We start from the raw sequence: 23,902 nt of genomic DNA, 5'->3' as shown, positions 1-23,902 counted from the left end.
TGAGGAGGTTGTCGGAATGAAGGTTGTCCAGTCGAGGACGCGAGCTCGGAAGGTGAGGTTCGCTGCGGTCTCCGCGGCGGTCGTCGCCCTGCCGTTGTTCTTCGGCGGCGTGACCGCCGGGGCGGACCCGGTCGCGGACACGCTTCAGCCGATCGAGTCGGTGACCAGCGAGAACGGCTCGAAGATCACTCGTATCGAGAACTACGGCGAGCAGCAGCTGCTGGTCTACGTGTACTCCGCTTCGATGGACAAGGAGATCCTGCTCGACGTCTGGCGTCCGGCCGACACGAGCGAACCGCGCCCGACGCTGTACCTCCTCAACGGCGCCGGCGGCGGCGAGGACAGCGCGACCTGGCGCTTCCGTACCGACGCGATCGAGTTCTTCAAGGACAAGAACGTCAACGTCGTCTCGCCGGTCGGCGGCAAGTGGAGCTACTACACCGACTGGAAGAACGAGGACCCGGAGCTCGGCGTCAACAAGTGGGAGACCTTCCTGACGAAGGAGATCCCGCCGCTGATCGACGCCGCGCTCGGCACCAACGGCGTCAACGCGATCGCCGGTCTGTCGTCCTCGGGTACGTCCGTCCTGCAGCTGCCCATCGCTGCCCCCGGCCTGTACCAGGGCGTCGCGGCCTACAGCGGATGCGCGCAGACCTCCGACCCGATCGGTCAGCAGTTCGTCAAGCTCGTCGTCGAGACCTGGGGTGGCGGCGACACCCGCAACATGTGGGGCGAGCTCGATGATCCGGCCTGGGTCGAGAACGACCCCTACGTGCACGCCGAGGAGCTGCGCGGGCTCGATCTGTACATCTCCAACGGCACCGGACTGCCGGGTGTCCACGACACCCTGAACGGCCCGCAGATCGACGGTGAGGTCGACGTGCTCGCCAACCAGATCGTCGTCGGCGGTGTCATCGAGGCTGCGACCAACTACTGCACGCACAACCTCCGTGGCCGCCTCGACCAGCTGGGCATCCCCGCCACCTACAACTTCCGCGACTCCGGCACCCACTCGTGGGGTTACTGGCAGGACGACCTCAAGGATTCGTGGCCCGTCCTCGAGAAGGCCCTCGGTCTCTCGGACTGACAGGCTCGGCGACAGAGCACAGCAGAAGGCCCCTACCGCTCGCGTAGCGGTAGGGGCCTTCTGCGTTCGGTGTTCGACGTTCGGTGTTCGACGTTCGGTGTTCGACGTTCGGTGTTCGACGGTCGACCGAGGTGCGACGGCGCTATCCGGCCTCGGGCGCCGGGCACGGCACGGAGTTTCCGGCCGCGTAGTCGGGGTCGAGGGCGGCCTTCACCAGATGGAGCGATTCGGGCCGCATGAGGATCGTGGAGTGGTCGGCGGGGGAACTCGGGCAGCCGTCCTGGACCCACACGTTGCGGACCTCGGCGCCCGGTCCGGGCCGCAGGAACGAGCTCTCCGGTGGCGTGACGATCTGGTCGTAGCGCGTGGCGATCGACGTGTACGTCACGCCGGGACGGGTGTCGCCGTCCTTGTTCAGATTGCTGAGCATGCGCGAGCCGATCAACTGCTGCTGGCCGGCGGCACCGAGATCGGTGCCGCGGAACAACAACTCGGCCACCGCATCGCTGCCGTTCGTCAGGCCGAGCACGGCGAGCACCGTGTAGAGCTGCTGGAGACCGTTGAAGGTGGTGCCGTGGTTGGTCGCACCCAGCATCACGAGGTTCCGGACGCGGTTGAGGGCAGGATCGGCCGGGTTCGCGCCGCCCTCGAACTTCAGGTACTGGCGGGAGACGACACCACCTTGGGAGTGACCGACGAGATCGACCTGCCCGGCGCCGGTGTGCTCGAGGACCGCGTCGACGAACGTTCCGAGTTCCTCGGCGGACCTCTCGATGTTCGACACGCCCCACACCGTGCGATCGGGATCGAGATACCCCTGCGCGGCGCCGTAGTTCAATGCGTAGACGCAGTACCCGAGCCGTTCGAGTTCGGGCGCGACATAGGTCCATGTCGGGTACATGCCCGCCCCGGTGCCGTGCACGAGGACGACCGGACGTGGATGCTCCGGCGACGGCACACACCCGAGGTCGTTCGCACCGTCGATGCCCTGGCCCATCGTGCTCAGCAGGGCAGCGAGGCGACTGTCCGGCGCATCCGCCGAGGTGGGGAGCGGTACGGGAGCGGGGGCGGTGGCCGCCGGATCGGCATCCCGCCGGTCGGCCGGGATCGGATCGGCGGCCGAGATCGCCGGCGCGACGAGTGCCGATGCGGAGACGGCGAGGACGGCGACGCCGGACACGAGTGTGCTGCGACGAAAACGGAACATACGAAACTCCTCGGCGAACGCTCTGGGTACGGCGTTCACACGGGTCGGGATCGCGGGACAGCGTAACAGCAGGTCGCGGGGTGGTCCGGAGAGTGGAAGATCAATTCTGTTCGGCCGAGCGCCGGTATCCGACGACGGCGGGGACCACGAAGATCGCCACCATCCCGGCCGACCACAGGACGGTCTTCAGGAACGGTTCCGCGATCGGACCACCCATCGCGAGCGAGCGCATGGTGTCGATCGCGCAGGACATCGGCTGGTTCGCCACCACGGGTTGCAGCCAGCTCGGGTATGCCATGACCGGCACGAACCCCGAGTTGAAGAACATGAGCAGGGTGCACAGGATCGAGACGGTCTCGACGAGGGGTGTGCGTCCCGGCAGGGTCGCCAGAGCCGTCACCATCATCGCGAATCCCAGACCGAAGATCAGCGGGACCACGAGGCTGAGCAGGGTGGGGCCGATGCCCTGCGTGAACCGGAAACCCAACGCCATGCCGGCGGCGAAGATCACGAGAGAGGTGACGAACACGCGCACCATCTCCGCCATCAATCGTCCCACCAGACCGGACGAGCGGTGGACGGGCAGCGTGTGGAACCGGCTCAGCAGGCCGGAATCGCGTTCGGTGCGCAGCCCCACCGCGCTGACGACCGAGCCGAACATCGCGCCGACGAGCACGATCATGGGCACGGTGCCGAAGATCGACGAATAGCCGGTCGCGGCGGTGATGCTGTCGCCGAGCACGATGCGGAACATCACCAGGGTGAGCGCCGGATAGATGAGCGCCTGGATCATCGTGGCCGGATCGCGGGCCCATCTGAGCAGCAGTCGACCGCACTGCAGGCGACTGTGCTCCCACAGTGCGCCGAGGGAACTCTCGCTGCGGACACGATCCGGTTCGGGATAGGCGAAGGCGCGACCCGGAGTCCCTGCCCGCTCCCGCGATCGGGCCCGTGCCCGCTGTGTCTCGACGGTCTTGCTCATCGACTCACTCCCGCCTCGTCGCGGCCCACACGGCGCCCGGGATGCAGATCACGGCCAGCCCGATCATCCAGAACAGGCTCGGCCGGAAGACCTCCCAGGTCACGCCGTCCTGGGCCATGTCGCGCATCGCGAAGGAGAACTGCGAGATCGGCTGGTTGCGGACGAACGGTCTGATCCACTCGGGGAATCCCTCCTCGGGCACGAAACCGCACGAGAGCATCCCGAGGATCAGCTGCGGCAGGGTCAGCGCCTGCGCTGTGGCCTCGGGGCTCCGGAACAGACATCCGATCGCGTCGGCGCCCAGGCACAACAACAGGCTGATGATCAGTGCGGTCGCGCAGAACAACGCTGCCTGCCCGGGCCCGGCGGAGAAACGGAAACCGATGAGATAACCGAATCCGATCGCCGCGGCCAAGGAGATGACCGACCGCACCATGCTCGCCGTCATCCGTGACGCCAGGGGCGCCGCCGGGGCGACGGGCATCGTCTGCAGACGCGAGGTCACACCGGTCGTGCCCTCCTGTGCTGCCAGCTGCGCCGCGGAGATGGCGGTGAACGCCATCGACTGCAACACGATGATGGGCATCAGGAACTGCGCGTAGTCGATGCCCTGTAACTGCATGACGAACTTGAGCGGCAGATAGAAACTCAGACCGAAGACGAACGGTGCCAGGACCGCGAGGACCAGTTCGCCGTACCGCGCCATCGTGCGCAACGACCGGAGTGTCAGCACCCACCACTGCTCGACTCCCGACGGCGTGATCCGGCGGTGGACACCTCCCCGGCGTGCGGGAGGGGTGGACGAGGAGTCGGTGAACGAGACGGTGGGGGCTTCCGTCCCGCGGACCGTCTCGTCGGTGCGGGCCGTCACGGCCGCTCACCTGCCGGCGCAGGCTCCGCTCGTTCCGCCTCGGGCAGTGCTGTCGGGCCGCCGTCCGTGGGGTCGCCGTCCGTCGGGTTGCCGTCCGGAGCGGATGCGGAGTGCCCGGTGAGTCGGAGGAAGACGTCGTCGAGCGAGGGACGTCGCAGACCGATGTCGGCGAGTTCGATGCCCAGGGGTTCGATGCGCCGCAGCACCTCGGTGAGGGTCGCGGCACCGTCCGGCGCCGGGACGGACACCCGATCCGTGTCGGGGACCGTGCCCACCAGGACGTCCTGGGGGAGAAGGCCGTCCAGGACGTGCAGGATATCGGGTATCGCCCGTGGGTCGGCCGGAACGATCTCGCAGTGGGTGCCACCCGCGGAGGACTTCAGTTGGTTCGCGGTGCCCTCCGCGATCACGATGCCCTTGTCGATGACGATGATGTTGTCGCTCAGCACGTCGGCCTCTTCGAGGTACTGCGTCGTCAGCAACACCGTGATGCCCTGGTCCTTGAGCGCCGCCACCAGCGACCACACGCCCTGTCGGCTGCGCGGGTCGAGACCGGTGGTCGGCTCGTCGAGGAACACCACCTTGGGACGGACCACGAGGCCGCACGCGATGTCGACCCGGCGGCGCATACCGCCGGAGTAGCCCTTCACGGGGCGGCGACCGGCGTCGACGAGATCGAACTCCCGGAGCAGATCGTCGGCACGCCGGGTGGCGGACTTCTTGTCCAGGCCCATCAGGCGGCCGAACAGGATCAGGTTCTCCCGGCCGGTGAGGGTGTCGTCGAGCGCGGCGAACTGGCCGGTCATCATGATCGAACGCCGGACCGCTGCGGCGTCGGCGACCACGTCGTGCCCGGCGACCACGGCGCGACCCGAGGTGGGACGCAACAGGGTCGACAGCACCTTGACCATCGTGGTCTTGCCGGCGCCGTTCGGGCCGAGGATGCCGAGGACACGGCCCGGCGGTGCAGAGAAGCTGATCCCGTCGAGTGCGTGGACGTCGCCGAACGACTTGTGGACGTCCTCCACGAGAACTGCCTGGTCGTGATCGCTCACATCACACCCCGCCGTAGATCTCGGTCCCCGTCGGGGACGGGTCGGTCCGTCACCGTCGGAATCGTACCGGTGCGCACGATCCCGGGAGGGGTGGACGGACATGCGCGTCGGCGCCGACGTCCGTTCCCCTCGGGGTGTTCACGCCGGTCGGTCAGGACCAGACGCCGAGATCTTCGAGGTGTTCGACGAGTCGGTGGGCCCCGTCGGTGAAGTGTTCGCGCGTCTCGCGTCCGGCGGCCTCGACGTCACCGGTGCGCAGCGCCTGCAGCAACCGCTCGTGCGAGGCGATCGCCGCCGTCCCCCAGTTGCGATCGTCGGAGTAGAAGTGCACGGGGGTGTACCGGGTCGCGTTGTGGAGGAACCACGCGAGCTTGCGCGAACGCGCCACCCGGTTCAACGTCCGGTGGAACTCGAATTCGAGGTCCTCGATGCGCGCGCCGTCACCGGCCCGCACGGCCTCGGCGAAACGCGCGGCCAGCTCGTCGAGCTCCGCGAGGGTCTCGGCCGTCATCAGGGTCGCGGCGCGCTCCACGAGCCGCTCGGCGAGTCTGCCCTGGAGCCAGAAGATGTCGTCGATGTCCGATCTGTCGAGCGGGGACACCACGTACCCGCGATGGGGGACGAGTTCGACGAGCCCCTCACCACGGAGGGTGAGCAGAGCCTCGCGCACCGGGGTCACGCTCACCCCGAGTTCGGCCGCGGTCTCGTCCAGACGGACGAAATCGCCGGGTCGCACACCGCCGGACATGATGAGGTTTCTCACGTGCGCCGCCACGTCGTCCGAGAGCTGCGGTCGCCGACGAATCTTCGGAGACCGTGATGATCCGGACGAAGCGGACGAGTTCATGGCATGCGCCTTCCTCTGGTGGACGGCTCGCATTATCACCGCACGGTCTCGACGGCATCACGGCCGGGGGTGACATGTGGCACACATTCCCCGCCTCGCCCGGATCGTGACGCAGTTCGTGGTTTGGTTGGCGGGGTGAGCACCGGAGTATCACGCCGACGGTTACTGGGAGGGGCCGCCGGCGGATTGTTCGCGTGGGGTGCGACCGCGGGGAGCGGTCGTGCGGCTCCGCCACGCAGGCTTCCTCCACCCGACACCGTCACCGATCCCGCGAGGATGAGTGCGGTCGAGGCGGCAGCGCTGCTGCACGCCGGCGAACTGCACCCCCGGGAACTGCTCGACGCCTGTCTGGACCGCACCCGCTCGTACGACGGAGCGATCGGTGCGTGGATCCGGCTCTACCCCGAGGTCGCCTACGCGGCGGCCGACGCGGCGGGGGAGCGACTCGCCCGCGCGCGCCGCGATCAGGCCCCGGCACCGCTCGTGTGCGGGCTTCCGATCGCGCTCAAGGACATCTTCGCGGTGTCCGGACTACCGCTCACGGCGTCGAGCCGCGTGCTCGAGGGCAACATCGCGGCCGGCCACTCGGGTGTGTGGCGTCGACTCGAGGACGCCGGCGCGGTGCTCATGGGGCACGCGCACACCGACGAGTTCGCGATCGGTGTCGCCACCCCACAGGTGGGCAACCCGTGGAACACCGAGATGTCGCCCGGCGGATCGTCGGGCGGCAGCGCGGCCGTGCTCGCCGCACGGTTCGCGCCCCTCGCGCTCGGCAGCGACACCGGCGGTTCGGTCCGGTTCCCGGCGAGCGCCTGCGGTGTCTCCTCGATCAAGCCGACCTACGGGCGCATCACCTCGCACGGCATGATCCCGCTGACCTGGACCCGCGACCACGTGGGTCCGATGGGCCGCAGTGTTGCGGACGCGTCCCTGATGATGACCGTGCTCGCGGGCGCGGACCCGGCCGACCCGATCACGGCACTCGGCCCCGACGTTCCCGAGGGTGGTTATCCGGTGACGCCGGCCGGTGGAGCGAGTCCCCTCGCCGGCGTGCGCATCGGCCTGCCCGTGAACACGAATCCCGCACCTCCCGAGGCCGTGCAGCGCGTCGTCGACGACGCGGCGCGGGTGGCGGAGTCGCTCGGCGCGGTCACCGTCCCGGTGACGATGCCGCCGCTGCCCGAATCCCTCGCGACCGGCGACCAGGTCGAGATGGGCGCCTACCACCAGCAGTTCACCGACCGGCTCGGCCTGTACCGTCCCGAGAACGCGGTGGCCGCAGGCACGGCAGTGGCCTCGCTGGCCGTGCCGGTAGGCGACTACCTCACCTTCGAACGCGACCGCCTGCGCTACCAGAGCGACTACAACCGGATGTTCGTCGACCAGGATCTCGACGCGATCATGCTGCCCGGCGCCTCCGTCGACGGCGCACGGCGCCAGGAGTTCCTCGGCATCAGCGTCACGGCCGGAGTGACGGGTCCCGTGCGCTGGGCGAACTACTCCGGTGCCCCCGTGGTGACGCTGCCCGCCGGGTACTCCACCGCGACAGGGATGCCGGTCGGTGTGCAGCTCGGCGCGCGGCCGTGGCAGGACGAACGTCTCATCGGCATCGGGCTCGAACTGCAGGAGGCGCTGCCGGTCTGGCGTGACGAGCCGCAACTCGTCGCCGCCGGCGCGCGGGTCCCCGAGGTGGCGCAGGTGCCGCCGGGTCCCGGCCCCGACCCGACGAATACGATCGGGGCGGCCGCTCCGGTTCGGACCCTGCCGATGAACCCCATCGGCTAGGCTCGACCACGCGGACCCCACCGCGCGGCGTATCGCCGAGGTGCAGATCACGCACCGTCGTGAGTTGAACTCTCGGCCGTGCTCCTGCATACTGGTCGGGTTGCCTTGACCGGGCCATGGATGTTTCGCGGCTCGGAACGGGAAAGACGTGACAGTCGCGGATCGAGCCTCACGGCCTGGTCGCGGCCACATGCAAGACGGAAGCAGTACCCCTGTGTGCTCCTGCGGAGCGCAGCCGGTTCCGTTCCTTGTGGTGTCGAAGCCTTCGAGCATCGACGCCGGGGAATGAGCGGCGGGCCGACACGCCCGACCGCGTGGACCGGAGAACAATGACAGATGAACAGCGGCAAGCGGATCGGATACGTCCGGCTCGCACTGTGTTTCGAGTGCTGTTCTCGGTCGCCGTTCCCTGGGGAACTGTGCAGACGAGGTGGTTTCCGGCTCCGCCGGGGATCACGAAACGCGGCAAGAAAAGGACACTAAGCGTGGCGGGACAGAAGATCCGCATCAGGCTCAAGGCCTATGACCACGAGGCGATCGACGCATCTGCGCGCAAGATCGTCGAGACGGTGACCCGTACGGGTGCCCGCGTGGTCGGCCCGGTGCCGTTGCCCACTGAAAAGAACGTGTACTGCGTCATCCGCTCGCCGCACAAGTACAAGGACTCGCGCGAGCACTTCGAGATGCGGACGCACAAGCGGCTCATCGACATCCTCGACCCGACGCCGAAGACCGTCGACGCGCTCATGCGCATCGATCTCCCGGCGAGTGTCGACGTCAACATTCAGTGACATTCGATTACAGCGAGCTTGTGAAAGACGCAGCGGAGACAACACATGACTAACCAGATCAAGGGAATCCTGGGCACCAAGCTCGGCATGACCCAGGTCTTCGACGAGAACAACCGGGTCGTCCCGGTCACCGTCGTCAAGGCCGGACCGAACGTGGTCACGCAGATCCGCACCGAGGAGCGCGACGGCTACAACGCCGTGCAGCTCGCCTACGGTGCCATCGCGCCGCGCAAGGTCAACAAGCCGGTTCGCGGCCAGTTCGAGAAGGCCGGCGTCACGCCGCGCCGTCACCTGGTCGAGCTCCGGATCGAGGACGCCTCCGAGTACGAGGTCGGCCAGGAACTCACTGCAGAGGTGTTCGAGGACGGCGCCTACGTCGACGTCACCGGCACCTCGAAGGGCAAGGGCTTCGCCGGCACCATGAAGCGTCACGGCTTCGCCGGCCAGGGTGCGTCGCACGGTACGCAGGCCGTGCACCGTCGTCCGGGCTCCATCGGTGGTTGCGCCACCCCGGGCCGCGTGTTCAAGGGCACGCGCATGTCCGGCCGTATGGGCTCCGACCGCATCACGACGCAGAACCTCTCGGTCCACAAGGTGGACGCCGAGAACGGTCTGCTGCTGATCAAGGGCGCGATCCCGGGTCGCAAGGGCGGCCTCGTGATCGTCAAGACCGCAGTGAAGGGTGGTGCACGGGCATGACCAGCACCGAGACCGCAACCAAGCTGACCCTGGACGTCAAGGCCCCCGGTGGCCAGACCTCCGGCTCCGTCGATCTCCCCGCCGAGATCTTCGACGCTCCCGCGAACATCGCGCTGCTGCACCAGGTCGTCACCGCGCAGCTCGCCGCGGCCCGCCAGGGAACGCACGCCACCAAGACCCGCGGCGACGTCCGCGGCGGTGGCAAGAAGCCGTACCGCCAGAAGGGCACCGGCCGCGCACGTCAGGGCTCGACCCGTGCGCCGCAGTTCGCCGGCGGTGGCACCGTCCACGGCCCGCAGCCGCGCGACTACAGCCAGCGCACCCCCAAGAAGATGAAGGCCGCCGCCCTGCGCGGAGCCCTCTCCGACCGGGCGCGCAACGAGCGCATCCACGTGATCACCGAACTCGTCGCGGGTCAGACCCCGTCGACGAAGAGTGCTCGCACGTTCCTGGGCGAGATCAGCGACCGCAAGAAGGTCCTGCTCGTCGTCGGCCGTGAAGACGTGGCGGCGTGGAAGTCGGTTCAGAACCTTCCCAACGTCCACGCGCTCGCGCCGGATCAGCTGAACACCTACGACGTGCTCTACAGCGATGACGTCGTGTTCAGCGTCGAGGCGCTCAACACGTTCATCCACGGGCCGGCCGAGTCCGGCCAGGAAGTTAAGGAGGAGAGCAAGTGAGCACGATCGCCGATCCTCGCGACATCCTGCTGGCTCCCGTCGTCTCCGAGAAGTCCTACGGGCTGATGGAAGAGGGCACCTACACCTTCCTGGTCCACCCGGACTCGAACAAGACGCAGATCAAGATTGCCGTCGAGAAGGTCTTCGGCGTCAAGGTGAGCAGCGTCAACACCGCCAACCGTCAGGGCAAGCGCAAGCGGACCCGGTTCGGTTACGGCAAGCGCAAGAACACCAAGCGCGCGCTCGTGACCCTCACGGCCGACAGCAAGCCCATCGAGATCTTCGGAGGCCCGGTCGCCTAGCGATCGGAACTCTCGAGAGATAGAGGACGAGAAGACTCATGGCAATCCGTAAGTACAAGCCGACTACGCCGGGCCGTCGTGGCGCCAGCGTGGCGGACTTCGCCGAGATCACTCGGTCGACGCCCGAGAAGTCGCTGGTGCGCCCGCTGCACGGTCGCGGTGGACGTAATGCGCACGGCCGCATCACCACCCGTCACAAGGGTGGCGGACACAAGCGCGCCTACCGCCTGATCGATTTCCGTCGCAACGACAAGGACGGCGTGCCGGCCAAGGTCGCTCACATCGAGTACGACCCCAACCGCACCGCGCGCATCGCGCTGCTCCACTACGTGGACGGCGAGAAGCGCTACATCATCGCCCCCAAGGGCCTCGTGCAGGGTGCTCCGGTCGAGTCGGGCCCCAACGCCGACATCAAGCCCGGCAACAACCTGCCGCTGCGCAACATCCCGACGGGTACGACCATCCACGCGGTCGAGCTGCGTCCGGGTGGCGGCGCCAAGATGGCCCGCTCCGCCGGTGCGAGCATTCAGCTCCTCGGTAAGGAAGGCACCTACGCCACGCTGCGTATGCCCTCCGGCGAGATCCGCCGCGTCGACGTGCGCTGCCGCGCCACCGTCGGCGAGGTCGGCAACGCCGAGCAGTCGAACATCAACTGGGGCAAGGCCGGCCGTATGCGCTGGAAGGGCAAGCGCCCGACCGTCCGTGGTGTCGTGATGAACCCGGTCGACCACCCGCACGGTGGTGGCGAGGGCAAGACCTCGGGTGGTCGCCACCCGGTCAGCCCGTGGGGCAAGCCCGAGGGCCGCACCCGCAAGAACAAGGCGTCCGACAAGCTCATCGTCCGTCGTCGCCGTACCGGCAAGAAGCGCTAGTCAAGGAGGGAGTTAGAGAATGCCACGCAGCCTCAAGAAGGGCCCGTTCGTCGACGACCACCTCCTGGCGAAGGTGGACACGCAGAACGAGAAGGGCACCAAGCAGGTCATCAAGACCTGGTCGCGCCGTTCCACGATTCTGCCCGACTTCATCGGTCATACGTTCGCTGTCCACGATGGACGCAAGCACGTGCCGGTGTTCGTCTCGGAGTCCATGGTCGGTCACAAGCTCGGTGAGTTCGCGCCGACCCGTACGTTCAAGGGCCACATCAAGGACGACCGGAAGAGCAAGCGTCGATGAGCACTGAAACCACCACCAACAGCGCTCGGGCTGTTGCGCGCCACGTGCGCGTGACCCCGATGAAGGCGCGCCGCGTCGTCGACATCGTTCGCGGTAAGTCCGTCGAGGAGGCCCTGGCCATCCTCAAGTTCGCGCCGCAGGCCGCGGCCGAGCCGGTCGCCAAGGTGATCGCGTCGGCCGCTGCGAACGCGCAGAACAACTACAACCTCGACCCCAGCACGCTCGTCGTCGCGACTGCGTACGTGGACGAGGGTGCGACCCTGAAGCGGTTCCAGCCGCGTGCCCAGGGCCGTGCGTTCCGCATCCGCAAGCGGTCGAGCCACATCACCGTGATCGTGGAAAGCGTCGGGTCGGCCTCGACTCGTAACCGCCGGAAGGGAGCTCAGTAGTGGGCCAGAAGATCAACCCGCACGGCTTCCGTCTGGGCGTCACCACCGACTGGAAGTCTCGTTGGTACGCGGACAAGCAGTACGCGGACTACGTCAAGGAAGATGTCGCGATCCGCAAGTTCCTGGCCTCCGGCCTCGAGCGCGCCGGCATCGCGAAGGTCGAGATCGAGCGCACCCGCGACCGTGTGCGTGTGGACATCCACACCGCTCGTCCGGGCATCGTCATCGGACGCCGCGGCGCCGAGGCCGATCGCATCCGCGCCGAGCTCGAGAAGCTGACCGGTAAGCAGGTCCAGCTGAACATCCTCGAGGTCAAGAACTCGGAGTCCGAGGCTCAGCTCGTGGCGCAGGGCGTCGCCGAGCAGCTCTCGAACCGCGTCGCCTTCCGTCGTGCGATGCGCAAGGCCATCCAGTCGGCCATGCGTCAGCCGAACGTCAAGGGCATCCGCGTGCAGTGCTCGGGCCGCCTCGGTGGCGCCGAGATGTCGCGTTCGGAGTTCTACCGCGAAGGTCGCGTCCCGCTGCACACGCTGCGCGCGGACATCGACTACGGCCTCTACGAGGCACGGACCACCTTCGGCCGCATCGGCGTGAAGGTCTGGATCTACAAGGGCGACATCGTCGGTGGCCGTCGTGAGCTCGCTGCTGCTGCAGCTGCTCCCGCCGACCGGCCGCGTCGTGAGCGTCCGAGCCGCCCGCGTCGTTCCGGCGCGTCGGGCACCACCGCGACGAGCACCGAGGCCGGCCGCGCCGCATCGAGCGACGCCCCTGCCTCGACCGAGAACAAGGAGGGCTGACGCAATGTTGATCCCCCGGCGGGTCAAACACCGCAAGCAGCACCATCCGAGCCGTACGGGTGGCGCCAAGGGCGGAACCCAGGTGGCCTTCGGTGACTACGGCATCCAGGCTCTCGAGCCGGCCTACATCACCAACCGGCAGATCGAGTCCGCTCGTATCGCCATGACCCGGCACATCAAGCGTGGCGGCAAGATCTGGATCAACATCTTCCCGGATCGCCCCCTCACCAAGAAGCCTGCCGAGACCCGCATGGGTTCCGGTAAGGGTTCGCCGGAGTGGTGGGTCGCGAACGTCAAGCCCGGTCGCGTGCTGTTCGAGATGAGCTACCCCAACGAGGAGATTGCGCGCGAGGCCCTGCGTCGCGCGATGCACAAGCTCCCCTGCAAGTGCCGCATCGTGACGAGGGAGGAGCAGTTCTGATGGCTACCGGTACCCCCGCCGCGGAACTCCGCGAGCTGAGCGACGAAGAGCTGACCGACAAGCTCCGCGAAGCCAAGGAAGAGCTGTTCAACCTCCGCTTCCAGATGGCCACCGGCCAGCTGGACAACAACCGTCGGCTCCGCGTCGTGCGCAACGAGATCGCCCGTATCTACACGGTGCTGCGCGAGCGCGAGCTCGGACTGGCCACCGGCCCGAATGCGGGTGACGTGGCATGAGTGAGGAAAAGGCAGTGAGCAACCAGGAACAGCGCGCGAGCCGCAAGGTCCGCATCGGTTACGTCGTCTCGGACAAGATGGAGAAGACCATCGTCGTCGAGCTCGAGGACCGCGTGAAGCACCCGCTGTACGGCAAGATCATCCGCCGTACGACCAAGGTGAAGGCGCACGACGAGAACGGTCTGGCCGGCATCGGCGACCGCGTGCAGCTGATGGAGACCCGTCCGCTGTCCGCGTCGAAGCGCTGGCGTCTGGTCGAGGTGCTCGAGAAGGCCAAGTAAGGCCTCCTCGTCCTCGACGGGACCGAGAACATGCAGCACCCCACCACCTGCACCGCGGGCGGTGGGGTGCTGTGCGTCCGGTAGTAGGTACAGCCCTCGCGCGGGGGAGCGGTGGACGTCGCTGCGACACGCCCGGTTCCGGGGTGGGGAGTGACATCACAATTCGCGAATTTGCCCTGCGTACGGTATATGGCCTACTCTGGACGGGTTGCTTACGGGACCCGTGTGTGATTCGCACGTGCGCCGCAGGCGACCGACGACCGCGTACGTCCAGGTCGGAAATCTGACGTACACACCAATCCAGGTCAAGGAGAAGTAAGTGATCCAGCAGGAGTCGCGACTGCGCGTCGCCGACAACACGGGTGCCAAGGAGATCCTCTGCATCCGCGTTCTCGGTGGCTCGTCCCGTCGCTACGCCGGAATCGGTGACGTCATCGTCGCCACCGTCAAGGACGCGATCCCCGGCGGCAACGTCAAGCGTGGCGATGTCGTCAAGGCCGTGATCGTGCGCACCGCCAAGGAGCGCCGCCGTCCGGATGGTTCCTACATCAAGTTCGACGAGAACGCTGCCGTCATCATCAAGGGCGACAACGATCCTCGCGGCACCCGCATCTTCGGACCCGTCGGTCGCGAGCTCCGCGACAAGCGGTTCATGAAGATCGTCTCGCTCGCTCCGGAGGTGCTGTGATGAAGGTGCACAAGGGTGACACCGTGCTCGTCATCTCGGGCAAGGACAAGGGCGCCAAGGGCAAGGTCATCGCGGCCTACCCGGCGACCGACAAGGTCCTCGTCGAGGGCGTGAACCGTATCAAGAAGCACACCGCCGTCTCTGCGAACGAGCGTGGCGCCTCCTCCGGCGGCATCGTGACGCAGGAGGCCCCGATCCACGTTTCCAACGTTGCGGTCGTCGACTCGGACGGAAACCCCACCCGCGTGGGCTACCGCACCGATGAGGAAACCGGCAAGCGCGTTCGGATTTCCCGGAAGAACGGGAAGGACCTCTGACATGACTTCCACCGAGAACAAGACCCAGCCGCGCCTGAAGGCCCGCTACCGCGCCGAGATCAAGGACGCGCTGAACGCGGAGTTCGACTACGCGAACGTCATGCAGATCCCCGGCGTCGTGAAGGTCGTCGTCAACATGGGTGTCGGCGACGCCGCCCGCGACGCGAAGCTCATCAACGGAGCCGTCAACGACCTCGCGCTCATCACCGGTCAGAAGCCGGAGATCCGCAAGGCCCGCAAGTCCATCGCACAGTTCAAGCTGCGCGAGGGCATGCCGATCGGTGCGCGCGTCACGCTGCGCGGCGACCGCATGTGGGAGTTCCTGGACCGTCTCGTGTCCATCGCGCTTCCCCGTATCCGGGACTTCCGCGGCCTCAACGGCAACCAGTTCGACGGCAACGGCAACTACACGTTCGGCCTGAACGAGCAGTCGATGTTCCACGAGATCGACGTGGACAAGATCGATCGCCCGCGCGGCATGGACATCACTGTCGTGACCACCGCTACCAACAACGAAGAAGGCCGTGCCCTGCTCAAGCACCTCGGCTTCCCGTTCAAGGAGAACTGAGCCCATGGCTAAGAAGGCACTGGTCAACAAGGCCAACAAGAAGCCGAAGTTCGCGGTGCGCGCCTACACCCGCTGCCAGCGCTGCGGGCGCCCGCACTCGGTCTTCCGCAAGTTCGGACTCTGCCGCATCTGCCTTCGCGAGATGGCACACCGCGGAGAACTTCCGGGAGTTCACAAGAGCTCCTGGTGACGTGAGCGGTGGGCGGAGGACGAGATGTTCTCCGCCCACTGTCACGCTGTCATGGGTTCGTCGCCGATCCGGCCGACGAACCCGCTATCGAACCGAGTTTCGATGTAGGCCCACGGCCGGCACGTTCCGGCGTTGCATGGGAACCGCATCGAGAAAGGTGAACAGGTCAGCCATGACCATGACCGACCCCATCGCAGACTTCTTGACGCGTCTGCGTAACGCCAACACGGCGTACCACGACGAGGTCAAGCTCCCGTCCTCGAAGATCAAGGTGAACATCGCCGAGATCCTCAAGCGCGAGGGCTACATCTCCGACTACCGCACCGAGGACGCCGAGGTGGGCAAGACCCTCATCGTCGACCTCAAGTACGGACCTTCCCGTGAGCGCAGCCTTGCCGGCGTGCGTCGCGTGTCGAAGCCCGGCCTGCGCGTGTACGCGAAATCCACCAACCTGCCCAAGGTCCTGGGCGGCCTCGGCGTGGCGATCATCTCCACGTCCTCCGGTCTGCTCACCGATCGCCAGGCGGCCAAGCAGGGAGTGGGCGGGGAAGTCCTCGCCTACGTCTGGTAAAGGGAGGCCACCACAATGTCGCGAATCGGAAAACTCCCCGTTGCAGTTCCTTCGGGCGTCGAGGTCACCATCGACGGCCAGGATGTTGCAGTCAAGGGTCCCAAGGGCAACCTGTCCCTGACGATCGCCGAGCCGATCGCCGTCGCCAAGGGCGAGGACGGGGCAATCAACGTCACGCGCCCGAACGACGAGCGTCGCAGCCGCGCGCTGCACGGCCTGTCGCGGACGCTCGTGCAGAACCTCATCGTCGGCGTGACCGAGGGTTACACCACGAAGATGGAGATCCACGGCGTCGGCTACCGCGTGGCTCTCAAGGGCAAGGACCTCGAGTTCTCGCTCGGCTACAGCCACCCCGTGCTGATCGAGGCTCCCGAGGGCATCACGTTCGCCGTCGAGAACCCCACGCGCTTCTCGATCTCGGGCATCGACAAGCAGAAGGTCGGCCAGATCGCGGCCAACATCCGCCGGCTGCGCAAGTCCGACCCGTACAAGGGCAAGGGCATCCGCTACGAGGGTGAACAGGTCCGTCGCAAGGTCGGAAAGACGGGTAAGTGATCATGAGCCAGACCGAGAACCAGAAGGCCAAGCGCATCCCGCGCGGCAAGGACGCCTCCACCACGCGTCGCCTTTCGAAGACGCGTCGTCACTTCCGCCTCCGCAAGAAGATCTCCGGCACCGCCGAGCGTCCCCGCCTCGTCGTCAACCGGTCGTCGCGCCACCTGCACGTGCAGCTGGTCGACGATCTGACGGGCACCACCCTCGCCGCAGCGTCGTCCATCGAACCCGATGTGCGCGCTCTCGAGGGCGACAAGAAGGCTCGCGGCGCGAAGGTCGGTCAGCTGATCGCCGAGCGCGCGAAGGCTGCCGGCGTGGAAGCCGTGGTCTTCGACCGCGGTGGCCACACCTACAGCGGACGCATCGCGGCCCTCGCGGACGCGGCTCGCGAAAGCGGGTTGAAGTTCTGATGACCATTTTCTCGAACGGAAGGAACGCCTGATGCCGGGACGTCAGCGGCGTGACGGCGGCAACGGCCCCGCCGGACAGAACCCCAACAGCGGTGACAACCGTGGCGGTCGCGACCGCCGCGACCGCGACTCGCGCGGCGGCAACGCTGCCGAGAAGTCGAACTACATCGAGCGTGTCGTCTCGATCAACCGTGTGTCGAAGGTCGTCAAGGGCGGTCGTCGCTTCAGCTTCACCGCTCTGGTGATCGTGGGCGACGGCAACGGCCTGGTCGGCGTCGGCTACGGCAAGGCCAAGGAAGTTCCCGCGGCCATCCAGAAGGGTGTCGAGGAAGCTCGCAAGAACTTCTTCCGCGTCCCGCTCATCGGCGGAACCATCACCCACCCCGTCCAGGGAGAGGCTGCAGCCGGTGTCGTCCTGCTGCGTCCGGCTTCCCCCGGTACCGGTGTCATCGCCGGTGGCGCTGTGCGCGCGGTGCTGGAGTGCGCGGGTGTCCACGACATCCTGTCGAAGTCGCTCGGCTCCGACAACGCCATCAATGTGGTGCACGCGACGGTTGCGGCCCTCAAGGGTCTGCAGCGTCCCGAGGAAGTCGCGGCTCGCCGTGGCCTCACCCTCGAGGAAGTTGCTCCCGCCGGCATGCTGCGCGCACGTGCACAGGCTGCTGGGAGCGTGAAGTAATGGCAGAGCTGAAGATCACCCAGATCAAGAGCACCATCGGGGCCAAGTCGAATCAGCGCGACAGCCTCCGGACCCTCGGTCTGCGGAAGATCCGCCAGTCCGTCGTCCGCGAGGACAACGCGCAGAACCGCGGCCTCATCAACGTGGTGCGTCACCTCGTCACTGTTGAGGAGGTCTGAGAATGACCATCAAGCTGCATCACCTGCGCCCGGCTCCGGGTGCGAAGACGGACAAGACCCGCGTCGGACGCGGTGAGGGTTCGAAGGGCAAGACCGCCGGCCGCGGTACGAAGGGCACGAAGGCACGCAAGAACGTGTCGCCGGCCTTCGAGGGTGGCCAGATGCCCATCCACATGCGTCTGCCGAAGCTCAAGGGCTTCAAGAACGCATTCCGTACCGAGTACCAGATCGTCAACGTCGGGGACATCGCTCGCGTGTTCCCCGAGGGTGGACAGATCGGTGTCGCGGACCTCGTGGCGAAGGGTCTGGTTCGCAAGAACCAGCTCGTCAAGGTCCTCGGCGAGGGCGAGCTGACGGTGGCCGTGCAGGTCACCGCCGACAAGTTCTCGGCCTCCGCTCAGGAGAAGATCGCTGCAGCCGGTGGCAGCGCGACCGTCCAGGCCTGACCTGTACTTTCGCGTGTGAGTCACGGCTGTCGAACGGCCGCGGTGCAGATATCTGCACCGCGGCCGTTCGCGCGTTCACAGCGGTGTCACAGGCTGCGTTCGCAGCGGTGACATAGGCTACCGGGCTACCCCTCTCATCGGGGCCCACTGTTAGAGTTTCAGAGTTGTCCACCGTCCGACGGATCCTTCTCGATCCGTCGTCCCCGATCGGCCCGCCAGGAGGATCTTTGCTTTCCGCCTTCGTCTCGGCCCTCAGGACACCGGACCTGAGGCGGAAGATTCTCATCGCCCTCGGGCTCGTGGCGCTGTACCGCCTCGGTGCTACCGTGCCGTCCCCGGGCGTCGACTACGGCAACGTCCAGGCCTGTGTCGATCAGCTCGCCGGCAGTGAGCAGGCCGGCATCTACTCGCTGATCAATCTGTTCTCCGGCGGCGCACTGTTGCAGCTGTCGGTCTTTGCGATCGGCATCATGCCGTTCATCACCGCGAGCATCATCGTCCAGCTGCTCACCGTGGTCATTCCACGCTTCGAGGAACTGCGCAAGGAGGGCCAGTCCGGCCAGGCCAAGATGACGCAGTACACGCGTTATCTCGCCGTCGCGCTCGCCGTCCTGCAGGCCACCGGCATCGTCGCCCTCGCCGCCCGAGGGCAGCTGCTGCAGGGCTGTTCGGAGCCGATCCTCGCCGACGACAGCATCTTCGGGATGGTCGTCATCGTGCTGGTGATGACCGCCGGTGCCGCCGTCGTCATGTGGTTCGGTGAGCTCATCACCGAACGCGGTGTCGGCAACGGCATGTCGCTGTTGATCTTCTCCGGTATCGCGGCCGCGCTGCCGAGCGAGGGTCGCATGATCCTCGAATCCCGCGGCGGTCTCGTCTTCGCGATCGTCTGCGTCGTGGCCCTGGCCCTCATCACCGGCGTCGTGTTCATCGAGCAGGGTCAGCGCCGCATCCCGGTCCAGTACGCCAAGCGCATGGTCGGCCGTCGTATGTACGGCGGGTCGTCGACCTACCTGCCGCTGAAGGTCAACCAGGCGGGCATCATCCCTGTCATCTTCGCGTCGTCGCTGCTGTACCTGCCCAACCTCGTTGCGCAGCTCACCGGTGCCACGACGAACCCGGATCCGAGTTGGTGGCAGCGGATCATCAACGAGTACCTGGTCAATCCGAACAACCCGGTCTACATCGCGATCTACTTCGCGCTGATCGTGTTCTTCGTCTTCTTCTACGTCGCCATCACCTTCAATCCGGAGGAGCGGGCCGACGAGATGAAGAAGTACGGCGGCTTCATCCCGGGCATCCGCCCCGGTCGCCCGACCGCCGAATATCTCAGTTTCGTGCTCAACCGCATCACGGTTCCGGGCTCGATCTACCTCGGTCTCATCGCGACGCTGCCGAACTTCTTCCTGTCCGGCAGCCAGACGGCCTCGAGCATCTTCGGTGGCGCCGCGGTTCTCATTCTCGTCAGTGTCGCGCTGGACACTGTCAAGCAGATCGAAAGTCAACTGATGCAGCGCAACTACGAAGGGTTCCTCAAGTGAGACTTGTACTGCTCGGTCCTCCCGGTGCCGGCAAGGGCACACAGGCCGCGATTCTGTCCGAGAAGCTCGGCGTCCCCGCCATCTCGACGGGCGATCTTTTCCGCGCGAACATCGGGCAGGGCACCCCGCTCGGAGTCGAGGCCAAGAAGTACATCGACGCGGGGGAGCTCGTTCCCGCCGAGATCACCAACAACATGGTGCGTGAGCGTCTGGCCGAGCCCGACGCCGCCAACGGCTTCCTCCTCGACGGCTTCCCGCGCAGCGTGGAGCAGGCCAAGGAACTCGAGAACATCCTGAAGGATCTCGGCGTCGAGCTCGACGGCGTGCTCTCCTTCGTCATCGACGAGGACGTCGTGGTCGAGCGCATGCTCGCCCGCGGTCGCGCCGACGACACCGAAGACGTGATCCGCAACCGTCTCCGGGTCTACCGTGAGGAGACGGCCCCGCTGCTCGACTACTACGCCGACTCGATCATCACGGTCGACGCGATCGGTGAGGTCGAGGAGATCAATTCGCGGGCACTGTCCGCACTCGGAAAGTAGACGGGTAGTTCGATATGGGTTTCGGGCGCAAGCGCTCAGTGGTTCCGTTCCGCACCTCGGGTGAACTCGACGCGATGGCGGCGGCGGGAGCCGTGGTCGGTGCCGCACTCGTCGCAGTGCGTGAGGCGGCCAAGCCGGGCGTGAGCACCCTGGAACTCGACCAGGTGGCGGAATCGGTCATCCGTGATGCGGGGGCCGTTCCGTCCTTCCTGGGCTACCACGGCTTCACCGGTTCGATCTGTTCGTCGGTCAACGAGGTCGTCGTCCACGGCATCCCGTCCGCGTCGGTGGTGCTCGCCGAGGGCGACCTCGTCTCGATCGACTGCGGCGCGATCCTCGAGGGCTGGCACGGCGACTCGGCGTGGACCTTCGGGATCGGGGAGCTGTCGCAGGCCGACATCGACCTGAGCGAGGCCACCCGCCTGTCGCTCGAGGCCGGTATCGCGGCGATGCTCCCGGGCAACCGCCTGACCGACGTCTCGCACGCGATCGAGCAGGGCACGCATGTCGCCGAGAAGTTGCACGGCCGCTCGTACGGCATCGTCGACGGCTACGGCGGTCATGGCATCGGGCGCGAGATGCACATGGATCCGTTCCTCCCCAACGAGGGCAAGCCGGGCAAGGGCCCGAAGCTCGTCGTCGGGTCGGTGCTCGCCGTCGAGCCGATGCTCACCCTCGGTACCTACGAGACCGAGGTCCTCGACGACGAGTGGACGGTCGTGACCGTCGACGGCAGCCGGGCCGCGCACTGGGAGCACACGGTCGCGGTCACCGAGGACGGCCCCCGCATCCTCACCGTCCGGCCGGAGTGACGGTCGCGGTCACGCCGCGTGGTTCAGACCTCGACGAGGAGCGTGACCGGTCCGTCGTTGACGAGGCTCACCTCCATGTGGGCCCCGAACTTCCCGGTCTCCACCGTCGCGCCGAGATCTCGTAGAGCGTTCGCGAACGCATCGACGAGAGGTTCGGCGATCGGGCGGGGAGCGGCGGCCGACCACGACGGACGCCGGCTCTTCCTCGTGTCGGCCATGAGCGTGAACTGACTGACCACCAGGATCGGGGCGCCGACGTCGGAGGCGGAGCGCTCGTCCTCGAGGATGCGCATCGTCCACACCTTCCGGGCGAGTGTCGCGGCCTTGGCCTCGTCGTCGTCGTGCGTGACGCCGACCAGCACGAGCAGGCCGTGACCACCTTCGGCCGGCGTGATACGGGCCACCTCGGCTCCGTCCACCGCCACTGCCGCCGTGGTCACCCGCTGGATCAACGCCCGCACGTGCGGTCCTCCTCCTGGTCGTGGGCACGAGTGTGCCCGAGCTCATTTGTCCTGGACGGTCAACTTCCCGTACCATTGATCGGTGGTGCGCGCTGCGCTCCGATCGGTCCCGTGTCGAATTCCTTCGAATCTCGGTTCGTGTCCGGTCCCGGAGTTGCCGAGCGTCACGGTAACGGATGCCGATGCAACCACAACGCCGAACAACGGATCGCGGAGGATATGGCTAAGAAAGACGGGGCAATCGAGGTCGAGGGCCGGGTAATCGAACCGCTGCCCAATGCGATGTTCCGCATCGAGCTGGAGAACGGGCACAAGGTTCTCGCCCACATCAGCGGAAAGATGCGTCAGCACTACATTCGTATCCTTCCCGAGGACCGCGTTGTCGTGGAGCTTTCTCCCTACGACCTCACGCGTGGACGCATCGTCTACCGCTACAAGTAACGAAGCTTCCCCGGCCACACGGTCGGGGAGAATCATGTCGCCGGGCCGGCTCTGCCGTGTCCGGCGGCGCACATACAGGAGATCGGACTTACGTGAAGGTTCAGCCTAGCGTCAAGAAGATCTGCGAGAAGTGCAAGGTGATCCGCCGTAACGGTCGGGTCATGGTGATCTGCGAGAACCTGCGCCACAAGCAGCGTCAGGGCTAGATCCACCTTCGTCTCGAAGATCTGCTTGGCAACAAGCACGAAGACCTTCCAGCACCAGTCGCGTGGTTACGATCCTCGATCCGTCGAGGAGCTGCGCGATCAACCCCCGGTACGGAGGCCGGGGCCCCACTGTGTTTATGAATCACACAGTTCTTCGACGCAGGGGACGGGCTGGGAGCAGACCTCCGCACACCGAATAGGAATGCCACATGGCACGTCTCGCAGGTGTCGATCTTCCCCGCGAAAAGCGGATGGAGATCGCACTCACGTACATCTACGGCATCGGCCGTACCCGCTCCAAGGAGATCCTCGAGGCCACGGGTGTCAACCCGGACCTGCGCAGCAAGGATCTGACGGACGAGGACCTCGCCAAGCTCCGCGAGTACATCGAGGAGAGCTACAAGGTCGAGGGTGACCTCCGTCGCGAGGTTCAGGCGGACATCCGCCGCAAGATCGAGATCGGCTGCTACCAGGGCCTGCGACACCGTCGTGGTCTGCCCGTGCGTGGACAGCGCACCAAGACCAACGCCCGCACCCGCAAGGGTCCGAAGCGCACCGTCGCAGGAAAGAAGAAGTAATGCCTCCCAAGTCACGCAGCACCGGTCCGAAGAAGACCCAGAAGGCACGGCGCAGGGACAAGAAGAACGTTCCGCACGGTGCCGCTCACATCAAGAGCACGTTCAACAACACCATCGTGTCCATCACGGACCCGCAGGGCAACGTGATCTCCTGGGCGTCCTCCGGCCACGTCGGCTTCAAGGGTTCGCGCAAGTCGACCCCGTTCGCCGCGCAGCTCGCCGCCGAGAACGCCGCCCGCAAGGCGCAGGAACACGGTGTCAAGAAGGTCGACGTCTTCGTCAAGGGCCCGGGCTCGGGCCGCGAGACGGCGATCCGTTCCCTCCAGGCCGCAGGCCTCGAGGTCGGCACCATCTCCGATGTCACCCCGCAGCCGCACAACGGTTGCCGTCCGCCCAAGCGGCGTCGCGTCTAACGGGAAAGGAAGGTAAAGAATAATGGCTCGTTATACCGGTCCCGTTACCCGTAAGTCGCGTCGTCTTCGCGTCGACCTGGTCGGAGGCGATCAGGCCTTCGAGCGTCGCCCCTACCCGCCCGGCCAGCACGGCCGCGCGCGGATCAAGGAGAGCGAGTACCTGCTCCAGCTGCAGGAGAAGCAGAAGGCCCGCTTCTCGTACGGCGTCATGGAGAAGCAGTTCCGTCGCTACTACGAAGAGGCCGCCAGCCGCCCCGGCAAGACCGGTGAGGTTCTGCTGGTCATCCTCGAGTCGCGCCTGGACAACGTCGTCTACCGTGCCGGCCTCGCCCGTACGCGTCGTCAGGCCCGCCAGCTGGTGAGCCACGGCCACTTCCTGGTCAACGGCAAGAAGGTCGACATCCCCAGCTACCGCGTCTCGCAGTACGACATCATCGATGTCCGCGAGAAGTCGCTGAGCACGCTGCCCTTCCAGGTCGCCCGCGAGACCCAGGGCGAGCGCCCGGTTCCGGGTTGGCTGCAGGTCGTCGGCCCGCGTCTGCGGGTGCTGGTCCACCAGCTCCCCGAGCGCGCGCAGATCGACATCCCGCTGCAGGAACAGCTGATCGTCGAGTACTACTCGAAGTAAGACACCTCGGTGTCGTGGTGTCCTCCGGTCCGTCCGGGCGGGAGGACACCGCTCCATTCCACTAGGGCGTCATA

37 protein-coding genes are annotated in these 23,902 nt (G+C 66.6%); 31 read left to right on the top strand and 6 right to left on the bottom strand.

The window, feature by feature from the left end:
- Positions 1–16: 16 nt before the first annotated feature.
- The gene (locus tag AC0LPE_RS17395; RefSeq protein ID WP_172414901.1) at positions 17–1,087 is read left to right on the top strand and encodes an alpha/beta hydrolase; all 1,071 of its coding nucleotides are present in this window, start codon (positions 17–19) and stop codon (positions 1,085–1,087) included.
- Positions 1,088–1,229: 142 nt separating this feature from the next.
- On the opposite strand, the gene AC0LPE_RS17390 is transcribed toward AC0LPE_RS17395, so the two are convergent.
- The 5 genes from AC0LPE_RS17390 to AC0LPE_RS17370 all read right to left on the bottom strand — a co-directional run bounded on the left by AC0LPE_RS17390 (position 1,230) and on the right by AC0LPE_RS17370 (position 6,049).
- Positions 1,230–2,294: an esterase/lipase family protein gene (locus AC0LPE_RS17390; RefSeq protein WP_088897610.1), complete on the bottom strand. Its 1,065-nt coding sequence runs from the start codon at positions 2,292–2,294 to the stop codon at positions 1,230–1,232.
- A 100-nt stretch (positions 2,295–2,394) separates the two neighbouring features.
- Positions 2,395–3,276, bottom strand: coding sequence for an ABC transporter permease (locus AC0LPE_RS17385; protein WP_088897611.1), 882 nt, complete (start codon positions 3,274–3,276; stop codon positions 2,395–2,397).
- 4 nt (positions 3,277–3,280) lie between these two features.
- Positions 3,281–4,147 (bottom strand): ABC transporter permease, encoded by an 867-nt coding sequence (locus AC0LPE_RS17380; protein WP_490604883.1) that lies wholly within the window; start codon positions 4,145–4,147, stop codon positions 3,281–3,283.
- A complete protein-coding gene (locus tag AC0LPE_RS17375; protein WP_490604882.1) occupies positions 4,144–5,202 on the bottom strand; it encodes an ATP-binding cassette domain-containing protein in 1,059 nt (352 codons plus the stop codon). The genes AC0LPE_RS17380 and AC0LPE_RS17375 overlap by 4 nt, the downstream gene beginning before the upstream one ends.
- 151 nt (positions 5,203–5,353) lie before the next feature.
- Complete coding sequence (locus AC0LPE_RS17370) at positions 5,354–6,049, bottom strand: GntR family transcriptional regulator (protein ID WP_088897613.1); 696 nt, start codon at positions 6,047–6,049, stop codon at positions 5,354–5,356.
- 276 nt (positions 6,050–6,325) lie between these two features.
- Here AC0LPE_RS17370 and AC0LPE_RS17365 point away from each other — a divergent pair, with 276 nt between their 5' ends.
- The 25 genes from AC0LPE_RS17365 to map all read left to right on the top strand — a co-directional run bounded on the left by AC0LPE_RS17365 (position 6,326) and on the right by map (position 21,101).
- Positions 6,326–7,834, top strand: coding sequence for an amidase (locus AC0LPE_RS17365; protein ID WP_301850085.1), 1,509 nt, complete (start codon positions 6,326–6,328; stop codon positions 7,832–7,834).
- A gap of 485 nt (positions 7,835–8,319) precedes the next feature.
- Positions 8,320–8,625: a 30S ribosomal protein S10 gene (gene rpsJ, locus AC0LPE_RS17360; protein WP_003938093.1), complete on the top strand. Its 306-nt coding sequence runs from the start codon at positions 8,320–8,322 to the stop codon at positions 8,623–8,625.
- A 45-nt stretch (positions 8,626–8,670) separates the two neighbouring features.
- On the top strand, positions 8,671–9,324 hold the full coding sequence (rplC, locus tag AC0LPE_RS17355) for a 50S ribosomal protein L3 (RefSeq protein ID WP_006554610.1): 654 nt from the start codon (positions 8,671–8,673) through the stop codon (positions 9,322–9,324).
- On the top strand, positions 9,321–10,004 hold the full coding sequence (gene rplD, locus AC0LPE_RS17350) for a 50S ribosomal protein L4 (protein WP_016694619.1): 684 nt from the start codon (positions 9,321–9,323) through the stop codon (positions 10,002–10,004). The genes rplC and rplD overlap by 4 nt, the downstream gene beginning before the upstream one ends.
- The gene (rplW, locus tag AC0LPE_RS17345) at positions 10,001–10,306 is read left to right on the top strand and encodes a 50S ribosomal protein L23 (RefSeq protein ID WP_006554608.1); all 306 of its coding nucleotides are present in this window, start codon (positions 10,001–10,003) and stop codon (positions 10,304–10,306) included. Before rplD ends, rplW begins: the two co-directional genes overlap by 4 nt.
- 38 nt (positions 10,307–10,344) lie before the next feature.
- Positions 10,345–11,178 carry a 50S ribosomal protein L2 gene (gene rplB / locus AC0LPE_RS17340; protein ID WP_024101620.1) on the top strand — a complete coding sequence of 278 codons (834 nt, stop codon included), beginning with the start codon at positions 10,345–10,347 and terminating at the stop codon, positions 11,176–11,178.
- 19 nt (positions 11,179–11,197) lie between these two features.
- Entirely contained in the window at positions 11,198–11,479 is a 282-nt protein-coding gene (gene rpsS / locus AC0LPE_RS17335) for a 30S ribosomal protein S19 (protein ID WP_003938088.1), read from the top strand.
- Positions 11,476–11,868, top strand: coding sequence for a 50S ribosomal protein L22 (gene rplV / locus AC0LPE_RS17330; protein WP_006554606.1), 393 nt, complete (start codon positions 11,476–11,478; stop codon positions 11,866–11,868). The genes rpsS and rplV overlap by 4 nt, the downstream gene beginning before the upstream one ends.
- Positions 11,868–12,665, top strand: coding sequence for a 30S ribosomal protein S3 (gene rpsC / locus AC0LPE_RS17325; protein WP_006554605.1), 798 nt, complete (start codon positions 11,868–11,870; stop codon positions 12,663–12,665). The genes rplV and rpsC overlap by 1 nt, the downstream gene beginning before the upstream one ends.
- A 4-nt stretch (positions 12,666–12,669) precedes the next feature.
- Positions 12,670–13,086 carry a 50S ribosomal protein L16 gene (gene rplP / locus AC0LPE_RS17320; protein ID WP_490604881.1) on the top strand — a complete coding sequence of 139 codons (417 nt, stop codon included), beginning with the start codon at positions 12,670–12,672 and terminating at the stop codon, positions 13,084–13,086.
- Entirely contained in the window at positions 13,086–13,322 is a 237-nt protein-coding gene (gene rpmC / locus AC0LPE_RS17315; protein ID WP_006554603.1) for a 50S ribosomal protein L29, read from the top strand. Before rplP ends, rpmC begins: the two co-directional genes overlap by 1 nt.
- The gene (gene rpsQ, locus AC0LPE_RS17310) at positions 13,319–13,603 is read left to right on the top strand and encodes a 30S ribosomal protein S17 (RefSeq protein WP_024101619.1); all 285 of its coding nucleotides are present in this window, start codon (positions 13,319–13,321) and stop codon (positions 13,601–13,603) included. The genes rpmC and rpsQ overlap by 4 nt, the downstream gene beginning before the upstream one ends.
- A 319-nt stretch (positions 13,604–13,922) precedes the next feature.
- Positions 13,923–14,291, top strand: coding sequence for a 50S ribosomal protein L14 (rplN, locus tag AC0LPE_RS17305; RefSeq protein ID WP_006554601.1), 369 nt, complete (start codon positions 13,923–13,925; stop codon positions 14,289–14,291).
- Positions 14,291–14,608 carry a 50S ribosomal protein L24 gene (gene rplX / locus AC0LPE_RS17300; protein WP_060654858.1) on the top strand — a complete coding sequence of 106 codons (318 nt, stop codon included), beginning with the start codon at positions 14,291–14,293 and terminating at the stop codon, positions 14,606–14,608. The genes rplN and rplX overlap by 1 nt, the downstream gene beginning before the upstream one ends.
- Position 14,609: 1 nt before the next feature.
- Positions 14,610–15,176, top strand: coding sequence for a 50S ribosomal protein L5 (gene rplE, locus AC0LPE_RS17295; RefSeq protein WP_006554599.1), 567 nt, complete (start codon positions 14,610–14,612; stop codon positions 15,174–15,176).
- Positions 15,177–15,180: 4 nt separating this feature from the next.
- Positions 15,181–15,366, top strand: a complete 186-nt coding sequence (locus AC0LPE_RS17290; protein ID WP_006554598.1) for a type Z 30S ribosomal protein S14 — start codon at positions 15,181–15,183, stop codon at positions 15,364–15,366.
- Positions 15,367–15,538: 172 nt separating this feature from the next.
- Entirely contained in the window at positions 15,539–15,937 is a 399-nt protein-coding gene (gene rpsH, locus AC0LPE_RS17285; RefSeq protein ID WP_006554597.1) for a 30S ribosomal protein S8, read from the top strand.
- 15 nt (positions 15,938–15,952) lie between these two features.
- Positions 15,953–16,492 carry a 50S ribosomal protein L6 gene (rplF, locus tag AC0LPE_RS17280; RefSeq protein WP_016694616.1) on the top strand — a complete coding sequence of 180 codons (540 nt, stop codon included), beginning with the start codon at positions 15,953–15,955 and terminating at the stop codon, positions 16,490–16,492.
- A gap of 2 nt (positions 16,493–16,494) precedes the next feature.
- Positions 16,495–16,902: a 50S ribosomal protein L18 gene (rplR, locus tag AC0LPE_RS17275; protein WP_006554595.1), complete on the top strand. Its 408-nt coding sequence runs from the start codon at positions 16,495–16,497 to the stop codon at positions 16,900–16,902.
- 31 nt (positions 16,903–16,933) lie between these two features.
- Complete coding sequence (gene rpsE / locus AC0LPE_RS17270) at positions 16,934–17,581, top strand: 30S ribosomal protein S5 (RefSeq protein ID WP_006554594.1); 648 nt, start codon at positions 16,934–16,936, stop codon at positions 17,579–17,581.
- The gene (rpmD, locus tag AC0LPE_RS17265; protein WP_006554593.1) at positions 17,581–17,760 is read left to right on the top strand and encodes a 50S ribosomal protein L30; all 180 of its coding nucleotides are present in this window, start codon (positions 17,581–17,583) and stop codon (positions 17,758–17,760) included. The genes rpsE and rpmD overlap by 1 nt, the downstream gene beginning before the upstream one ends.
- A 2-nt stretch (positions 17,761–17,762) precedes the next feature.
- On the top strand, positions 17,763–18,206 hold the full coding sequence (gene rplO / locus AC0LPE_RS17260; RefSeq protein WP_006554592.1) for a 50S ribosomal protein L15: 444 nt from the start codon (positions 17,763–17,765) through the stop codon (positions 18,204–18,206).
- A 227-nt stretch (positions 18,207–18,433) separates the two neighbouring features.
- Positions 18,434–19,747: a preprotein translocase subunit SecY gene (secY, locus tag AC0LPE_RS17255; RefSeq protein ID WP_059382411.1), complete on the top strand. Its 1,314-nt coding sequence runs from the start codon at positions 18,434–18,436 to the stop codon at positions 19,745–19,747.
- Positions 19,744–20,289 (top strand): adenylate kinase, encoded by a 546-nt coding sequence (locus tag AC0LPE_RS17250; protein ID WP_006554590.1) that lies wholly within the window; start codon positions 19,744–19,746, stop codon positions 20,287–20,289. Before secY ends, AC0LPE_RS17250 begins: the two co-directional genes overlap by 4 nt.
- A gap of 14 nt (positions 20,290–20,303) precedes the next feature.
- On the top strand, positions 20,304–21,101 hold the full coding sequence (gene map, locus AC0LPE_RS17245; protein WP_490604880.1) for a type I methionyl aminopeptidase: 798 nt from the start codon (positions 20,304–20,306) through the stop codon (positions 21,099–21,101).
- 23 nt (positions 21,102–21,124) lie between these two features.
- On the opposite strand, the gene dtd is transcribed toward map, so the two are convergent.
- Positions 21,125–21,562, bottom strand: a complete 438-nt coding sequence (gene dtd, locus AC0LPE_RS17240; RefSeq protein WP_059382409.1) for a D-aminoacyl-tRNA deacylase — start codon at positions 21,560–21,562, stop codon at positions 21,125–21,127.
- Between the two features lie 219 nt (positions 21,563–21,781).
- Between dtd and infA the strand changes: the two genes are divergently transcribed.
- From infA to rpsD, 5 genes are all read left to right on the top strand, one after another.
- Entirely contained in the window at positions 21,782–22,003 is a 222-nt protein-coding gene (gene infA, locus AC0LPE_RS17235; protein WP_006554587.1) for a translation initiation factor IF-1, read from the top strand.
- Between the two features lie 92 nt (positions 22,004–22,095).
- A complete protein-coding gene (gene rpmJ / locus AC0LPE_RS17230; RefSeq protein WP_003938068.1) occupies positions 22,096–22,209 on the top strand; it encodes a 50S ribosomal protein L36 in 114 nt (37 codons plus the stop codon).
- A 209-nt stretch (positions 22,210–22,418) separates the two neighbouring features.
- Positions 22,419–22,787 (top strand): 30S ribosomal protein S13, encoded by a 369-nt coding sequence (rpsM, locus tag AC0LPE_RS17225; RefSeq protein WP_016694609.1) that lies wholly within the window; start codon positions 22,419–22,421, stop codon positions 22,785–22,787.
- A complete protein-coding gene (gene rpsK, locus AC0LPE_RS17220; RefSeq protein WP_006554585.1) occupies positions 22,787–23,200 on the top strand; it encodes a 30S ribosomal protein S11 in 414 nt (137 codons plus the stop codon). The genes rpsM and rpsK overlap by 1 nt, the downstream gene beginning before the upstream one ends.
- Before the next feature lie 22 nt (positions 23,201–23,222).
- Positions 23,223–23,828: a 30S ribosomal protein S4 gene (rpsD, locus tag AC0LPE_RS17215; protein ID WP_006554584.1), complete on the top strand. Its 606-nt coding sequence runs from the start codon at positions 23,223–23,225 to the stop codon at positions 23,826–23,828.
- Positions 23,829–23,902: the final 74 nt, after the last annotated feature.

It is taken from the genome of Rhodococcus sp. S3 (assembly GCF_058211795.1).
This window is presented reverse-complemented; position numbering and strand designations above follow the sequence as displayed.

Bases quoted from the DNA above. Each gene is read 5' to 3' on its own strand.
- rplE (WP_006554599.1), top strand. From the start codon at position 14,610: ATGACTTCCACCGAGAACAAGACCCAGCCGCGCCTGAAGGCCCGCTAC.
- rplB (WP_024101620.1), top strand. From the start codon at position 10,345: ATGGCAATCCGTAAGTACAAGCCGACTACGCCGGGCCGTCGTGGCGCC.
- rplX (WP_060654858.1), top strand. From the start codon at position 14,291: ATGAAGGTGCACAAGGGTGACACCGTGCTCGTCATCTCGGGCAAGGAC.
- rpsM (WP_016694609.1), top strand. From the start codon at position 22,419: ATGGCACGTCTCGCAGGTGTCGATCTTCCCCGCGAAAAGCGGATGGAG.
- rpsQ (WP_024101619.1), top strand. From the start codon at position 13,319: ATGAGTGAGGAAAAGGCAGTGAGCAACCAGGAACAGCGCGCGAGCCGC.
- AC0LPE_RS17395 (WP_172414901.1), top strand. From the start codon at position 17: ATGAAGGTTGTCCAGTCGAGGACGCGAGCTCGGAAGGTGAGGTTCGCT.
- rpmC (WP_006554603.1), top strand. From the start codon at position 13,086: ATGGCTACCGGTACCCCCGCCGCGGAACTCCGCGAGCTGAGCGACGAA.
- AC0LPE_RS17390 (WP_088897610.1), bottom strand. From the start codon at position 2,294: ATGTTCCGTTTTCGTCGCAGCACACTCGTGTCCGGCGTCGCCGTCCTC.
- rpsK (WP_006554585.1), top strand. From the start codon at position 22,787: ATGCCTCCCAAGTCACGCAGCACCGGTCCGAAGAAGACCCAGAAGGCA.
- AC0LPE_RS17290 (WP_006554598.1), top strand. From the start codon at position 15,181: ATGGCTAAGAAGGCACTGGTCAACAAGGCCAACAAGAAGCCGAAGTTC.
- infA (WP_006554587.1), top strand. From the start codon at position 21,782: ATGGCTAAGAAAGACGGGGCAATCGAGGTCGAGGGCCGGGTAATCGAA.
- rplC (WP_006554610.1), top strand. From the start codon at position 8,671: ATGACTAACCAGATCAAGGGAATCCTGGGCACCAAGCTCGGCATGACC.
- rpsH (WP_006554597.1), top strand. From the start codon at position 15,539: ATGACCATGACCGACCCCATCGCAGACTTCTTGACGCGTCTGCGTAAC.
- rpmD (WP_006554593.1), top strand. From the start codon at position 17,581: ATGGCAGAGCTGAAGATCACCCAGATCAAGAGCACCATCGGGGCCAAG.
- AC0LPE_RS17370 (WP_088897613.1), bottom strand. From the start codon at position 6,049: ATGAACTCGTCCGCTTCGTCCGGATCATCACGGTCTCCGAAGATTCGT.
- rplR (WP_006554595.1), top strand. From the start codon at position 16,495: ATGAGCCAGACCGAGAACCAGAAGGCCAAGCGCATCCCGCGCGGCAAG.
- AC0LPE_RS17365 (WP_301850085.1), top strand. From the start codon at position 6,326: ATGAGTGCGGTCGAGGCGGCAGCGCTGCTGCACGCCGGCGAACTGCAC.
- rpsS (WP_003938088.1), top strand. From the start codon at position 11,198: ATGCCACGCAGCCTCAAGAAGGGCCCGTTCGTCGACGACCACCTCCTG.
- rpsD (WP_006554584.1), top strand. From the start codon at position 23,223: ATGGCTCGTTATACCGGTCCCGTTACCCGTAAGTCGCGTCGTCTTCGC.
- AC0LPE_RS17385 (WP_088897611.1), bottom strand. From the start codon at position 3,276: ATGAGCAAGACCGTCGAGACACAGCGGGCACGGGCCCGATCGCGGGAG.
- rplF (WP_016694616.1), top strand. From the start codon at position 15,953: ATGTCGCGAATCGGAAAACTCCCCGTTGCAGTTCCTTCGGGCGTCGAG.
- rplD (WP_016694619.1), top strand. From the start codon at position 9,321: ATGACCAGCACCGAGACCGCAACCAAGCTGACCCTGGACGTCAAGGCC.
- rplP (WP_490604881.1), top strand. From the start codon at position 12,670: ATGTTGATCCCCCGGCGGGTCAAACACCGCAAGCAGCACCATCCGAGC.
- map (WP_490604880.1), top strand. From the start codon at position 20,304: ATGGGTTTCGGGCGCAAGCGCTCAGTGGTTCCGTTCCGCACCTCGGGT.
- rplO (WP_006554592.1), top strand. From the start codon at position 17,763: ATGACCATCAAGCTGCATCACCTGCGCCCGGCTCCGGGTGCGAAGACG.
- rplV (WP_006554606.1), top strand. From the start codon at position 11,476: ATGAGCACTGAAACCACCACCAACAGCGCTCGGGCTGTTGCGCGCCAC.
- rpsE (WP_006554594.1), top strand. From the start codon at position 16,934: ATGCCGGGACGTCAGCGGCGTGACGGCGGCAACGGCCCCGCCGGACAG.